This window comes from Rhodopirellula sp. SH410 (assembly GCF_055811895.1).
Window position 1 is genome coordinate 2,621,703 of record NZ_CM147949.1, and the last position, 15,635, is coordinate 2,637,337.

Below are 15,635 nucleotides of genomic sequence, written 5' to 3' on the forward strand. Positions count from 1 at the left end.
TCACCCCATGGGCACTTCGGAAACGGTTGTTCCCGCCATTGAATGGCAGACAGCCGATTACCCCGGCCGATCCAACGTGGTGGATCTTGAAAGGCACGTTCACCTGCGTCCAGTCATTTGCGAGGACAACCTTTGGAAAAGGCCTTCGCGGGCGTGCTCACCGGCCGTCCAATAGAGCGACGCGATCGGCAGCACGCGACTGTTCGTCGAGCTGCTCAGCGGGTTCATCTAAATGCAGTTTCAGGATGCGGAGTACTTCGGCGACCGTTTCGGGGTGGCTTTGCAAACGTCGATGGGTGGTCGGCACGATCCGCTCGCTATCGGCACCTTGATGGCGAGCACTCACGACCGGCACCACACCGTCGGCAGGGCCACCCACTCGCATTTTATGGCCGTTTCCAATGACCGAATGCAGACGCACTTGGGGGGCAACGGGCAATCCTTTCATCGCCTGAAGAGTTGGGTCCTCAGGCTCGAGCATCTGAATGCTCGTGGGAATATGCTTTGAATAGAACGGGGTGATCGCCTCCTGATTGCGCGCCAGGAATGCGTGGTACTCGTCCGAGAAATCATGGGAGCGCGTTACGAGATGCGACGCAAGTTGCCCGATCCACTCATCTGCAATAGGCGAACCGCCGTGGGGGGTGCCAATAAAGATTGCTCGCTCCACAGACGGAGAAGGCTCAAAGAAGAACAGCTGAGAGAGGTAGTCGCGTGTCTGCTGGTCCGCCTGCAACGAATCAATCGGCCGATTGGCAAACGACTCCCAAAGCGATGTTCCACTGTTGGTGACCTGAAGTTTGGTGAGCAGGCCACCCATGCTGTGACCGATGACAACGCTGCGATGTAATGCGGGATCACTGGTTGTTTCCGTAAAGGACTCGATCGCATCACTGCACTCGCGTCGCAACTCGGCGGCTGAGCGAAGAAACGGACGGCCTGTTGGATAGCCGAACACCCAGATCTGGTAGCGTGAATTGACCCAGTCGGTCGTGCGCAGTTCGTTGATCAATCCGTTCCAAGTCAGCGGATCAGAAGCCAATCCGTGCACGAAAACGAGTGGGATTTTGCCCGCCTGGTAAGGCTCAAGCATTACCAGCTGGCCGCTCCGCTGCATGCGATCGGGATGCATGAAGCCTTCGTATTTCAGATGGGGTGTGTTGTTGCTCAACCAAGCAATCGGCGCAGACAGATCGGCTGCCAAGGGCGTACCGCCTCCCTGATCTTTCGCCAGTTCGGAGTGAACGAGTGGGTTGAAAACCTCCAGGACTTCATTCGGCGTAGCTCCTGTCGATTCCCGCTCGTCATCGATCGGCAGGTCGCGAAGGATCGCGGTGGCCGCAAAGGGCAATTGCGGAATCATGAAACGCTCTTGCTCATCACGTTCCCGCAGCACCACCAGCGGAACGCCCCAACCTGAACGCCGGTGTTTTTGGGTCAAATGTTTATCCTGATACTCATCAACTGGCATCCAGCGATTGAAGTCATCCGGTTTCCAGGCGAAACCGTGGTAAACGATCGGGATCGAGACTTCGCCGTCGTCTGTGGTCAAACGAATGCCCTCGAGGGGGTCGATTTGTCCGAATTGTTGCGCCGATTCGATCAATTCACGCAGGCTTTCGTGATACATCTCCGCGGCGAGGTTGCGCTGCGTGTCATCGGCACTCGATGTGTCGGTTGCCATTTTCCAGGCCAGACGATTGGCGGCGAGAAAATACGCAGTGCAACGAGGGTCCGAATCAGCACGCAACGTCTGCGCTTCGATGGACGCTTCTCGAATCAATTCGATCGGATCACGCGAACCGAGTGCCTCAGCAGAGATATCTGCTAGCGTGACAGCCCCGGACGAGGGGACCGTGTCTTCCAGGGATCGCTCGGAAAGCCAGGAAGATCGGCACCCGAGCAGCAACAGCAAGACGCTGGTAGCCCAAAGGCAGGCAGGTACAGGCATGCGTCGCCCTCGGTTTTCGATACGGTTCGAGTCGATTTCGGAATGGACAACCATGTCTTCTCTGCTCAGAACGCTCCTTCATCGCGATCGACCCAGCGATTGCAAGTGCCAGCCAGACAAATCGGGCGCTGAAGGAATGCGCGAGATCCGTGGACGATGGAGGGTAGAGAAATCCCGGAAGTGAAGAAAGATGAATTTGGTGGCTCATCGTTTCGTCGTTCACGAAGGACGCGAGCAACCGGCGCAAGCGGCTCCGATGTTTGCACCCTATGCTGCACCGGATTGAAGCGACGCCCAACGGGGCCGCCGTCAGACGGGCTTTTTTGGCGGCGGGCAGGAGCTCTTCAAAACAGGAACAGCTGGGGAGGCGGCGATGTCGGTGGTCAATCGCTCTCGTTCCACCGATCTGCGGCCGGAGAAATCATCCCGAGCTGGTCTCAATCTGATTGACACGAAATGCTGGCGTGGCAACGGGTGCTTCCGCCACATGCTGATCCCAATGGAGCAATTTCGCTTGGTCTCTTGGATTGCCACGACGTTCAATCCGTTGACGCCGCACTTCATCGTCGCACGTGAGAAACCAGATTGTTGGATCGACACCGAATCGATCGCGAAGCTGATCCGGCCAGCGGGCGTTTTCGAGTTCCCGCGTGAACGGACCCACGATCACCACGCTGATGTGATTCAAATTGTCGGTGGCGGTTTGAAACAGGCACTCGTAAACCGCGTCGCGGAAGAGCCGTTTGTACTCAGGGCTATCGCGGTCAGTCGGCTCCAACCCTGCGGCCACCAAGCCCGCCCGCACAACCGGCTCGGTTACCGTGTCACTGTCGAGTAAAGCTCCCGCCAGCTTGGTTGCCAAGTCTTTGCCAAATGTGCTTTTGCCCACCCCGGCTGCCCCCGTAACGATGTGAACTTCAGCCATGGCTATTGGGCAGTCGCGTTCTCGTGCACGTATTTCGGGTCACCGGCGTCGACGGGCATTTTGCTGTTCCAGTCCATCACCTCGGCCACGAGTCGTTTGGTGATGTTGGGATGTCCGGTGGCGACGTTGGTTGATTCGCCCGGGTCCGATTCGATGTTGTACAGTTTTTTGTGGGTGCCGTCGAAATCGCAGAGCAGTTTCCAGTCGCCATCACGTACCGCCAAATCGGGCAGGTTCTTGAATTGAAAATTCTTGTTGTGCTCGGGGGGGCGGCGGAAGAAGAGCGGTTTCTGATGCGACTGATCTGATTCTCCAATCAGAACGGGGGCCAGATCTTCGCCATCAAGCTCGTCGCCTGCTGGTGGGGCGACACCTGCCAAATCCAACAGAGAGGGTGCCAGATCGATGGCCGAGAACACGGACGTGTCATTGACGGTTCCCTGCGCATCCTTCGCCATGAAGCCGGGGCCCCACACGATCAGGGGCGATCGAACGCCGCCTTCGTAGAGCGTTACTTTGTTTCCTTTCAGCGGACCTGCGGAGCCAGCACCCGGCTCGGGGCCGTTATCCGAACAGATCAGAATCAGGGTGTTGTCGCGGAGTGTTTCATCATTCTTGATACGTTGGAACAGACGTTCCAGTTGCGTATCCATTTCTTCGAGAACGGATAAATAGAGACCTCGTTTACCGTCCTTCCAACCTTCGATCGAAGGAAAGAAGGGACTGTGGACATCGTCTGGCCAGAGATTGACATAGAAGGGTTCATCAGCGGCTTGCGCTTGATCAATGAACTCAATGGCTTTGTCGGTGAATCCGCCTGTGATTTTAGACCGCAGCACCCAGGTGACGGGTTCGCCCAGACGCTGAGCATCCTCCCAGATTCGCCCTTTCTGGACCCCACCATCCTGTGTCGGTGTTTCGGTCAGGGGCAGGAGTTTCGGGCCCATCCCTTCAAAATTGGTCAGTGACGTGTCGAAGCCGTAAGCGGAGATCGGCGGGGCGTCATCGACATCGCGTTGGCCGCCCATATGCCATTTGCCACAGTGGGCGGTCGCGTAACCGGCTTGCTGTAGCGAGCGGGCCAACATCGGAGCTTCGGGGGACAGCCAGTTTGCGACGCCCCGCTTCTCATTGCTTTTGCGATGGTTCAAAAATGACGTGATCCGGTGTCGTTGTGGGTACTGTCCCGTCGAGATCGCGACTCGAGACGGTGAGCAAATCGGTGAGTTCACGTAGAACTGCTCGAAGCGAATTCCTTCGGCCGCCATCGCATCAATGTGCGGAGTGGATGCTTCCGTGTTCCCAAAGCAGGAGAAGTCACCCCAGCCCATGTCGTCGATGAACACTAAGACAATGTTGGGCCGTTCCGAAGCGAACGTTTGGCTCGAAAAGACGATGCACAGCAGCATCGCGACGATTGTGGATCTTGGGTTCATCATGGTGGAAATTGCGTTTTCTGTCGAAGTGATTTCGAGATATTGCGTTGTGTTCGTCTAGGTTACGCGATTATCTCGTCAACGATTCGGCCATGGACATCGGTGAGACGAAAATCTCGGCCGGCGTAGGGATAGGTGAGCCGTTTGTGGTCGTAACCGAGCAAACGCAATATTGTCGCGTGGAGGTCATGAACATGCACGCGGTTTTCGACGGCTTTGAAACCAAGTTCATCCGTCGCCCCGACCGTCGTCCCGGCTGCGACACCGCCACCGGCCATCCAGATGGTGAATCCGTAGTGGTTGTGGTCGCGCCCGTTCATTTTGCCTTGATTGGCCCCGTCCTTGGGCAGTTCCACGACGGGAGTGCGGCCGAATTCACCGCCCCAGATCACGAGCGTGTCCTCGAGTAACCCAGTCCGTTTGAGGTCGCTCAGCAAGGCCGCGATCGCTTGATCGACCTGGCCGGCGACATTGCGGTGGGCGACATGGATATCGTCGTGCGAGTCCCATGGTTGGCCCGCACCCGTGTAAAGCTGAACAAAACGCACATCACGTTCAACCAAACGCCGGGCGATCAGAGCACCGCGAGCGAATTCTCCGTCACCATACATGTCCAAGGTTTGTTTCGATTCTCGCGAGACATCGAATGCTTCGGACGCTTCGCTCTGCATGCGGTAGGCCAGTTCGAAGGATTCGATGCGAGAGTCCAGTCGTGGGTCCTCCGCCCGTTTAGCGGCGTGATCGCGGTTCCACTTCATCAATAAATCGAGTTGTTCGCGTTGGTCCGAGGGTGCGACGGCGCGTCCACGAATGTTCTCAATCAAACGTTCGACCGATGCGTGACGCGGGTCGACGTGCGTCCCTTGGTACTTGCCCGGCAAGAATCCGTTTTGCCAGTTTTGGGATTCTTTGATGGGATAGCCGCCCGGACACATGGCCACGAAAGCGGGCAAGTTTTCGTTCGCCGATCCCAGCCCGTAGGTCACCCACGATCCCAAGGCGGGACGGATCAACCGGGCTTCGCCACAGTTCATCAGCAGCAGCGAAGGTTCGTGATTAGGGACGTCGGCGTGCATGGAGTGGATCACGCACATATCGTCCGCATGTGCGGCCGTGCGTTGAAACAACTCACTGACGGGTAACCCGCGTTCACCATACTTCTCAAAGGCAAATGGCGAACGCATCACGTTACCGGTAGGCCGTTCCGTTTTCAGATCGCCGAGACCCGCGGTCTTGCCATCGAATTGCTCGAGCGCCGGTTTATGATCGAATGTATCAACGTGGCTCGGGCCGCCATTCATGAACAAATGAATGACTCGCTTCGCGGTCGCCGGAAAATGCGTGGGCACGTTGCCCGTGAATCCTTCGGCGGCAGCGCCCGCAACGGCATCACCTCGAAGTAGGCCGCCCAGGGCAATCGCGCCGAGCCCGATGCCGGATTGTCGCAGTGCTTCGCGTCGGTTGAATGAAATTGTCATAGCGATTTAGTCGACAAAGAAGAATTCGTTGCTGAGAAATAGGACTTGGGCTAGCTGTTCAAACCGATCCAGCGAATCAACGCTAGCAGGTGTATACGGACCGCTGAAATCGTCGGTTGAACTGAAGTAGATCGTCTCCGTGGGACTCTTCAGTGACATCTTCGTTTGCCATTGGAAACCATCGAAACTCAGTCCTTGGCCGCTGTGGACGATCAAGTCAACGATATCGCCTTGAACGACATCGTGAGTGATGGAGTCATAATTACGAGTGCCCGACGGGACCAATTCTTGCCACAGGGTTTTGCCGTTTACCTGGACCGTCGCAATGATTCCATCATCCTTGTCGCTGCGGCGAGCGACCGTGCCACCGAGTGTTAATTCGCCGTCGGAGGGACTGGTCCACCGCCGGACCGTGATGCCGGCATCACCCTTGGCAGGGTGCCCACCATCGCGAGTCAACGACGCGTACGACATGACCCCTGGGCTGGGAAAGGTATCTTCGAACTGCCACTGACCCTTTTTGAAAACGGGAAAGGGCGTGAACGCGGTCACCTGGTCATCGGCCCAGGTCGCGGTGCCGTACTGCCAAGTACTACGGGGATCGATCGCATTGGGGTTTTCTGCGGTCGGCTGGGAAACAAATGCGACAGCGTCGTCGAGTTCGCTCGCTGTGGGCTGGCGTCCGAGGATCTGTTCGAAGAGTGCCTCGATGATGGGAGCGTCCGAGGCTTTACCGGCTTGGTTTCGCCTCGCAAATTGGACTGCAAGTCGAGCGGCCTGACTGACCTGCGGATGATTCAGTAGGAACAGCGGTTGTTGAGGGACCGTCGTGTAGTATCGTCCTGGTGAATGCATGTCAGGGCTGGCGAAATCGAACGTGCGGAACAATCCGGGTAAGTTTTGCCGATCGATGCGTGCATAGAGCGTGCGTCTCGGGGTGAGTTTCGCCTGCGTGATTTCAACCGACGGCCCACCGATACGATTATCGAGATAGCCGCAGCCGACCAGCATGCCGTCTCGCATGGACTCGAAATCGAGCCGACTGCGACGCGCGTGGGTCCAGAGTGAGTTGTCGGGATCGCTCACCATGGCTTGCTCACTGGCAACGGCGGATTGGCGATAGATTCGCGTGTGGACAATACGGCGAACGAGTCGTTTTAGACTCCAGTCGGTCGAGAAATCTGCGGCCAATTCGTCGAGTACGCTTTGGAGCGGCGGCGGCGCTGTGCGGTAACCGAAATCGCTTGGCGAATCCACCAACGGTTGGCCGAGCAACTGACCCCACACCCGATTGACCATCACCCGCGCGGTCAGTGGATTGGCGGGATCCGTGATTTTCTGGGCGAGTTCAAGCCGTCCGCTGCCGTTGGAAAAGAGGTCCGTGTCCGCCTCGCGAAACGCCGTCAGATAACGACGTGGCGCCACGTCTCCCTTGCGCGATCGATCACCGCGAACGAAGACGCGGGTATCACGTACCTTGGGTCGATCCACCAACATCAGTGGACTTGCCGCCGCCTCGAGATCGGCGGGCGGGACACTGTTCTCGAGCACATTGTAGAGTGAGTAGTAGTCGATCGTGGGGATGGGATCAAACTTGTGATCGTGGCAGCGAGCACAGGTGACCGTCAGCCCCAAGAGCCCCCGGGTGACAACATCGATACGGTCGTCGATGGTGTCGTCGTGTCTCAAGAAATGCCTCCCGACCGTGAGGAAGCCCATCGCATCGGCATCGTGACTGCCCGGTTGCGAGGTTTGGTCGCCCGCAATTTGGTGACGGATCATTTCATCGTAGGGCATGTCCGCGTTAAACGCCGCAATCAACCAATCGCGGTAGCGATACGCATATTTCAAATTTCGGTCCTTGCCACCGACTGCATACCCGATCGTGTCAGCATAGCGGGCGACGTCGAGCCAATGACGAGTGAAACGCTCAGCGAATCGCGGGTCGGCCAGCATCCGGTCGACTCGACGCGTGTAGGCATCTGGACGAGAGTCGGATTCAAAGCTGGTGATCTGCTCAGTCGTCGCCGGCAACCCATGCAAATCATCACTCAGTCTCCGCTGCAAGGTTGAGCGATCGGCCAGCGGCGCGGGAGTGAGATTTTTTGTCAGCGCTTGGCGGCGGGCGACCTCGTCGATCAGGTCACTGTCCGCTACTTCGGCATCCGATTGTGGCGAATTGGGCAGCGACTCAATGTCCTGACGACTGAGTCGCTGTGGCGGTATAAACGCCCAGTGCGAAGCTGGATCGCGTTCCAGGGGGCTGGACTTTGCCTCTCGGTCGGCCGCCATTGCTTCGTTGCGTGGATCGGCGGCGCCGCCCGCAATCCAAGTCCGCAGCTGATCGATTTGCTCCTCAGGAAGCTTGCCCTCGGGGGGCATTTGCAGATCCGCATCCGTATACATCACCGCCTTGATCAACAGGCTCGCATTCGCATCGCCCACGACGATTGACGGGCCGCTGGAGCCTCCGCGTCTCATCTCCCCTGCAGTATCGAGCCGGAGATCCCCCATCGATTCGCCCGCTGACTGCGAGTGGCACTCATAGCAGTGCTCGATGAGCAAGGGGCGCACGTGGGTTTCGAAATAGGCCTCGTCAACGACGGCGTTCTCCGCCCACGTCGAAGACGAGGTCAGGGCGAAGACAATGACGGCAGCGCGTCCGAGAAGTCCGGATAGCATGAGAGGTGGGAGGTGGGAGGTGGGAGGTGGGATTGAAGTTGGACCGGTCCAACCGGGGCCGCATTCGCGTCGACTGGGTTCCCGGGCCGATTGGGGGGAGGGAATCGCCTTCGGGGCGGAGAACCGAGCCAACTTTTCAATATATCAACAATGAGCGACACCATTGTAACAATTCTTCCCGATCGACGCTTTTAGCGGTTTGGACCGGGCAGCCGAGGCGGCCGAGCGTCGCCGACCAGGAAGGCAATTCACCAGCCGAACCGGTCGTCATCAGCACCCGCAATAAACGCATCGGGCCGTCGCGGCGGAGTCGGATCGCGGGTGGCTGAGTATTGGCGGCGATGGCCAATCCATGATAGATATTGTCCGTCGACAGTGACGCCGCCAGCGCCATCGCGTCCGCTGGGTTGCCAGCTTTCGCGTCGGCGGTCGACATCACGCCCATGCTAAGGATCGAAACCGCGTTGGCATCGGCTCCCGATTGCTTGATCGCAGGCAGCGTCAACTTGCTGATCGCGTCGATCTCGGCGAGTTGCCAGCGCTGTTCGTCTTCACTGGCGATCAACAAAATGGCAACGCGGTACTGTTTCGCCAGTGCTTTCCATTGCTTCATCTGCTCGGGCAAATCACGCTGGGCGGGCGACAACAAACAGACGGCCAGAGCAACCGGCGCCAACGCATCGGTCGTGGCTTCGTCCTGACCTCTGAGGACGGGGTGCCATAGCAGGGCATTGTTGGCGATGTCGGGCAGCCGCACCCGCGTCGAGACCCAGTTTGACTCTGCAGGGGCGTTATCGCCGGTCAGTTTGGCGGCCTGTTGTGGGAGCCCGAGTCGGTCGAGCGATCCGGCCCATGGGGCCGGGGCGATTTCCTCGCGTAGTGTCTCGGGAGCCTTCCCTTCGGCTGTTCGTTCCAACTCGATCGTCAGCGGAGTTTCGGGATCCGCCGACCACATTCGTTGACGCAATACTTCGGCGTCGTCCAACCCCGTCCCATCAAGTGATTTCAGCTCGTCACCAATTTTGAGGATGCCATCGGCGGGCGACCCCGGCAGCACGGAGGTGACACGCAGGTCCGAAGAGGTGATCCCGAGATACTGTGGCCGCAGCGGTTCGATGGTCGCTGCGAGCGTGGCTGTCGTGGTGTGAGTTTGGCCGTCCCGTTCGTACTCAATGGAAACTTCTTCACCGGCATCGAAACGGCCCAGAGCCAACTGCACTTCTTGGCGACGACGGACCACTCGCCCACCCACGCGGACCAATCGATCACCGGACTGCAGTCCCGCTCGATCCGCCGGTGAGCGTTTGCGAACCGTGGCAAGCGTGGTGCCGGGGCCGTAGGGATCATCGCCACCAACGACCAAACCGAGCAGGCCCGAGCGGATCGTTTCGCCAGCCCGGAGGGCGGCAAGCTTCGCTGCGATCACGTCGCCGGGAACCGCAAACGCGACGCCTGAGTCATACCACTCCGTCGGGTCTTCGGCGCCGCTTTCGCCTACCGCGGGGATCAATACGCCGGCCAGGTCGCCATGCAGATCGACGAGCGGCCCACCATAGAAAACGGGTGAAATTCTCGCATCACTCTGGATGGCCGTGCCACCCAAGCGATCGACCGCAGACAAAACACCGGTACTGATCCGCGGTACCCCGGATTCGCCATAACGGGCGATGGCGATCATCGTCGATCCGATCGCTGGGGCGGGATAGGCGTCGGCCGCGGAATCGGGTTCCGCTCTCTCCAGTGCAATGGGATGTAGCACCGTTTGCTTGGGGTCAATTTTCAGCAATACCAACTCGCGGTGCTTATCCTCCCCGACCACCCGCGCAGGCAATCGCTCGCCACTGCCGAGTATGACGATGATGCTCGCCGATGGACTGCGAGTGATCCACGACGACGCCAGCACATATCCCTCGGCGTCGATCACCAGACCCGAGGTCGGTGCGTCTTGCCGGACTTCGCCGTCGGATTGCAACGCACCGATCACCTCGACGCTGACGACCGATGGCAGGATTTCATCCGTGATGCGGCGAATCTGCGAGGTGAGAGCGGATTGGTAGTCGGCTAGGTTGGATTGCGTCGCCTCTCGGGCTGCATCATCAGCACCGAGACGACCGGGATTCGCACCGGCCAGCACTAGGCTGGCCAGCAACAACAGCAGAAATCGAATTCGTAAAATCATGGGCGGATAGTCAGTTCGAGAATCTCGTTTTCACGTTGCACGGTAAGCATCACATCATCGCGGCGATCGATTCGTCGGAGTTGTTCGCGAAAGGCGCGTTGATGGGGAACCCGCCGGCCGTTGACCAGCAGGATTAAATCATCGGGGCGCAGATGAGCGAGCAATGCGGGCGAGTTCGCGGCCACCGTATCGACGTACACAGGGGTTGTTTCCAGCACATCGGGGACGAGGCGGAACCCCAATGTGGCTTCGTTGTGAGATTTCTCACGCGCCAGCAACGGGTCCTGTTCGATGGGTGCCAAGGTCTTCCGCCCCGCGATGATATCCCCGATCGGGGCACGCAATACGTCTGATGGGATCGCGTAGTTGAGCCACACACCGGTGCGGCGATCTCGCAGTTCTTTGCCGAGCATGCCTACCAGGCGACCTTGTAAATCCACCAGCGCTCCGCCAGCGGCACCCGGATTGTTGGCGACCAAGTCCAGCAGCCAGACCTCGCCGCGATACGCGGTCGCAAACGTACCACGCCGTGCGTCGAGCTTGCTGCGCGCCGCGATTCGGCCCAGCATGACGCTCTCGGGCTCATTGCCGGTGGCAATATTGAAAAGGTTGCTCAGGGCCAACACAGGATCCCCCCAACGAGCGATCGGTTGATCCGGCTCGCCTGCCGGGACCTCAAAAAAAGGTAAGTCCGATGCGTCCAGTTTCAACACCGCGAGCTCGAGCGAGGGCTCGAAGCCGACGACTTTGCTCTCGAAGCGTCGTCCATCGTTGAGGACCACGATGGGGTCCACGTCGAGCACACTGCTCCACGCCGTCGCGACGTGACCGACCGACGAGACAATGAAACCACTTTGGTAAGCATCCAAACCACCCACGCCGCCCGCACCGTAGATTTTCACGACGCGGTCCTGGACTTGAGAACTCGCGCGGGCGAGCGACGGCTGCGCATGAGCTTGGGATGCCAGGAGCAACACGGTCGCGAGTAAAAATAGACTCACTCTCGAACCGATCTGGGCTACCAATCGTCTGCCGGCTGCGTGTTTCGGGGCGAGGGCAGAGTGGACGAGTTGGCGACATCGGCGACATCGGCGGCATTGGCGCCGGATGACTTGGCGGTGTTTACTCGGTTTCATCATCTCCACCCTCCCCGGTTGATTGATCTGACCTTGGTTCGTCGGCAGCCGTCCACGCGTCGATTCGCAGCGTCACGGAGGGCTCGACTCCGTACCGTAACTGCAGCACACGCGGCACTTCTGCCGTGCCGGACGCGACATCGCGATCGTCGTTGGTCGCGAATTCGCCGGCATCGGCGAGGTTCATCCCGTTCGTTTCGAGCACCCACGCGGGCGGATCGATCCACAGCTCGGCGGGGTCTCCGTCACGATCGGCAAACGACTCGATCACTTCCAAGCGACCGGAGGTCGGATGTTGGAAATACCGAGACTCCAGCCCGCCGTGGATGCCGACGGTGCCTTCGCGAAGTGGCGGTTGACCCAGCAGCGGTGCGGTTCCCCAGGCGTAGGTCTCGCCGAAACGATCCGGGCCTGTGCGCAACATCCGCTGCAGGCTCTGCAGAGCGGTGAGGAGGCCACCAGCGTTCCCGCGATCGACCGCCTGAACAAATTCGTCGGGGCGGCTGAGTCGCGTCCGCTGTTCGCCGAGCGTCAGCTCGCAAGTGTCCGCACCAACCATCATGGTGAACGGAATCGGATTCGGTTCGCCCGCAATCTCGGCATTGCCTGTGACTTTCCAGCCACTCTCGCCGGTGGGCAGTCCCGCAAACTGGCTGCGCAACCGCTCGATGAACTTGGTCTGGAGCTGTTGATTGTAAAAGTAGTTGGCGAAGCCTTGGCGTTCCTCGATCCGGCTGGCCGCGTCGGCGGGGATCGGTTCACCACCAGCATCCTTCATGACGTCCTCGGTGTCGGGGACCTCGGGCGTCGGATCAGGACCATCGCCTGCGGGCGGTTGGCCGTCGGGAGATCCCTCTGGCTGCTCTGATTGCTTGGGAGGTGCGGGCGGCGGTGGCGGCAGCGCCGACTTCATCTTTTCGAGCAACTCGTCGCCACGATGCACATTGGCCAGTCGCACGAGCGTGTGCACGACTTCGCCGTCTTGACGATAGGTCAACGGCACTCGCCACTGGGCGGGGAAAGTCGCGAGCAGATTTTGCACATCGTTAGCGGTTTGTACGACATGGTTGTCAATATCTAGTATTTCGTCACCGTATCGTAGACCGCGCCGGAACGCATCGCTGGACTGCAGGATGTTGGTTACCCGCACACTACCGTCATCATCGGTGCCCACCGTGGCACCGAGCGTCGCATGATCGAGAATCCGACCGCTGTGTAGCGACCCAAGAAAATTCTGGGCTTGGTCACCTGAAATCGCGTAGCCCACGCCCACGTTGACCCGCCCGCGTTTCTCGAAAGAACATCGCCCAATGATGCCAATTAAATCTCCGCTTGCATCGTAGAGTGGGCCACCTGAGTTACCCGGATTGATCGAGGCATCGGTCTGGAAACAGTTGCCATATTCCAACAGGGTGCCGGACGGATACTGATATCGCCGCGTGCCGCTGATGATGCCCGCCGAGACGGTCGGCTGCAGATTCGTTGCCAGCAGAAACGGGTTCCCGATGGCGTAGCAGGCATCGCCCACTTGCACCTCGCGGCTGGGCACAAATTCAGCTGTCGGGAAATCGTCCCGGCCCAATAACTGGATCAACGCCAGGTCGCCGACAGGATCGATGCCGACGGTCACCGCATCATAGACATTGCCGTCGCTGAGCCCGCATCGCATGTAGGTGCCCGCTGGGCTGGTCACGTGAAAGTTGGTCAAGGCAAACCCATCTTTGGAGATCAACACCGCCGATCCGCCGCCCGCACCGCCCGGCACAAACACACAAACCGTCGACGCCATTGCCTGCTCGACGGCTTCGATCCGCTGATTTTCGATTTGCCACAGCAGTTCGGTGTCCTCCGCCTGGGTCAGGCCGCTGACCGAGACGCTGATCGAACAGACGCAGAGGAGGACCATCGCCCTCAAGGGGCTGCGAGTTCGGTGATCGATGCCTTTCATTTCAACAGCCTTCCCGAGAACCACTCGACACTACCGCCAAGGGTAGCCCCAACGGGTTTAGCCCCAGCGGGGGTGGCCCCGCCGGGCGTGGACGATTCGTTAGATTGAGACATGCGTGATGCTCGAAGCGTGAGTTGGCGAGCCCCGGAAATGGGAAGTTCCAATCCGAGCGACTCGCGATTTTGCAGTGTGGCCGTCCACTGCACCTCCCCGTCGACGAGTACGTCAAGTTGGAGTGCAGTGAACTCGCTGACATCACGACTACGTCGGGCCGCGACAATGAGTTTTTGATAGCCGTCCGGAATTCGTAGCGTGATCTTTCCGGGAGCCTGGATATGGATCACACCGCCGTCGGACCGTGGCGCAAACCACTCGCCCAAGTCAGGCGTCGTTCCGGACCCAGGCGTCCCCTGCCCATTGTTACCGAATGTGGACGTCGCCACCTCAACGTCCGACAACGCCAGAATCCCACCGGCGAAATTGATTTGTTGCACCTGGTCAAGCGGCACGTCATGCTCGATTCCACCTGACAGACGAAGGTTGATGTGGTCGCTACCGGCCGGCATGCTGATCGATTCAGCCGCCCATTCCGACCCCGAGGTGTCGAGTACTCGGAGGTCGCTCGCCCCGCTCTCAGGAGATGCATTCGAAAATAAGATGCCCTCGAGTTTGGCCAGCGGGGCGTCGATGGCATTGCCACGCATTTCAAATTTCACCGCGTCGCGACTGATCCCCAGCACCGTTCCATCAACGGAATCGAGCGATTTCTCATTGCGACGAATCACTAACCGGTCGGCGCGGCGGGCTTCTTCCAACCACCCCAACCAAGTCGGGTCGGTAGCTGGAGTGCCGCTCCGGAATCGGACCCAGAGGAGTTGTCGGGCGGGTAGGGTGAGCGACGATTGGCGGGCCACGGCGATCTGCACCGAATCATCTTCCCAGGTAATCCCTGAGATACTCAGCAGCGATCCACCAGAGAGTTGGGCGTGCATCGGTAGCGGTCGCTCGGCGTCGTGGGCGAAGCTGATCTGCGAAAGATCCTCCAGGGCCAGGACCGACGTCTCCGATTGGCTGTTGAAGTGAAGTCCGGCCGCGTCGATTTGAACAAGATCACCCTGGATGACGTTGCCGTCGGCAGTGGTGATCGAAATCTCCGCAGCGCTCGCCTCGCTGACAATCAGGCTACCCCAGAGCAAGGCGGCCACGTAGAGCCAGCTCAAGCCGGGCACGAGCAAACGCGAGGGTCGTATCGAGGGGCAGTCCATGGGCTTCCTTGGTGTGGAACTCTTGTTACGCAAGCAAATCATAACCCGCCCGCATGCTGGGATGCGGAACGCTGCCCGCCATCATAACTCTCCGAGCCCGCAGACTCGACCCGCCGCTCGGGACGTGTTGATTTCATGAGCCGAGCTGCGTGAGCGGCCGGGTGGCTCGTGTCACCCGATGCCTTACGGCATTCGGCTCATCGTTGCTGGTCGAAATTCGCCTCAATCAACAGGCCGCTCGGGGCGTGTTGATTTGGTGAGCCGAGCCGCGTGAGCGGCCGGGTGGCTCGTGTCACCCGATGCCTTACGGCATTCGGCTCATCGTTGCTGGTCGAAATTCGCCTCAATCAACAGGCCGCTCGGGGCGTGTTGATTTGGTGAGCCGAGCCGCGTGAGCGGCCGGGTGGCTCGTGTCACCCGATGCCTTACGGCATTTGGCTCATCATTGCTGGTCGAAATTCGCCTCAATCAACAGGCCGCTCGGGGCGTGTTGATTTGGTGAGCCGAGCCGCGTGAGCGGCCGGGTGGCTCGTGTCACCCGATGCCTTACGGCATTCGGCTCATCATTGCTGGTCGAAATTCGCCTCAATCAACAGGCCGCTCGGGGCGTGTTGATTTGGTGAGCCGAGCCGCGT

9 protein-coding genes are annotated in these 15,635 nt (G+C 59.4%); all 9 read right to left on the reverse strand.

From position 1 onward, the window contains the following. Positions 1-157: 157 nt before the first annotated feature. Positions 158-1,951: an esterase/lipase family protein gene (locus SH410x_RS09675; RefSeq protein ID WP_473676299.1), complete on the reverse strand. Its 1,794-nt coding sequence runs from the start codon at positions 1,949-1,951 to the stop codon at positions 158-160. 421 nt (positions 1,952-2,372) lie between these two features. Further along, complete coding sequence (locus SH410x_RS09680; protein ID WP_473676300.1) at positions 2,373-2,876, reverse strand: P-loop nucleotide/nucleoside kinase family protein; 504 nt, start codon at positions 2,874-2,876, stop codon at positions 2,373-2,375. Positions 2,877-2,878: 2 nt separating this feature from the next. Then, the gene (locus tag SH410x_RS09685; RefSeq protein WP_473676301.1) at positions 2,879-4,312 is read right to left on the reverse strand and encodes a sulfatase-like hydrolase/transferase; all 1,434 of its coding nucleotides are present in this window, start codon (positions 4,310-4,312) and stop codon (positions 2,879-2,881) included. Between the two features lie 62 nt (positions 4,313-4,374). Beyond that, positions 4,375-5,790 (reverse strand): DUF1501 domain-containing protein, encoded by a 1,416-nt coding sequence (locus SH410x_RS09690; RefSeq protein ID WP_473676302.1) that lies wholly within the window; start codon positions 5,788-5,790, stop codon positions 4,375-4,377. Between the two features lie 6 nt (positions 5,791-5,796). Next, positions 5,797-8,472: a PSD1 and planctomycete cytochrome C domain-containing protein gene (locus SH410x_RS09695; RefSeq protein ID WP_473676303.1), complete on the reverse strand. Its 2,676-nt coding sequence runs from the start codon at positions 8,470-8,472 to the stop codon at positions 5,797-5,799. Between the two features lie 136 nt (positions 8,473-8,608). After that, the gene (locus tag SH410x_RS09700; protein WP_473676304.1) at positions 8,609-10,651 is read right to left on the reverse strand and encodes a S1C family serine protease; all 2,043 of its coding nucleotides are present in this window, start codon (positions 10,649-10,651) and stop codon (positions 8,609-8,611) included. Beyond that, positions 10,648-11,628, reverse strand: coding sequence for a S1C family serine protease (locus SH410x_RS09705; protein ID WP_473676305.1), 981 nt, complete (start codon positions 11,626-11,628; stop codon positions 10,648-10,650). The genes SH410x_RS09700 and SH410x_RS09705 overlap by 4 nt, the downstream gene beginning before the upstream one ends. Positions 11,629-11,773: 145 nt before the next feature. Beyond that, the gene (locus SH410x_RS09710; RefSeq protein WP_473676306.1) at positions 11,774-13,735 is read right to left on the reverse strand and encodes a S1C family serine protease; all 1,962 of its coding nucleotides are present in this window, start codon (positions 13,733-13,735) and stop codon (positions 11,774-11,776) included. Beyond that, the gene (locus SH410x_RS09715; protein ID WP_473676307.1) at positions 13,732-15,000 is read right to left on the reverse strand and encodes a glycosyl hydrolase family 98; all 1,269 of its coding nucleotides are present in this window, start codon (positions 14,998-15,000) and stop codon (positions 13,732-13,734) included. Before SH410x_RS09715 ends, SH410x_RS09710 begins: the two co-directional genes overlap by 4 nt. Between the last annotated feature and the right edge of the window lie 635 nt (positions 15,001-15,635).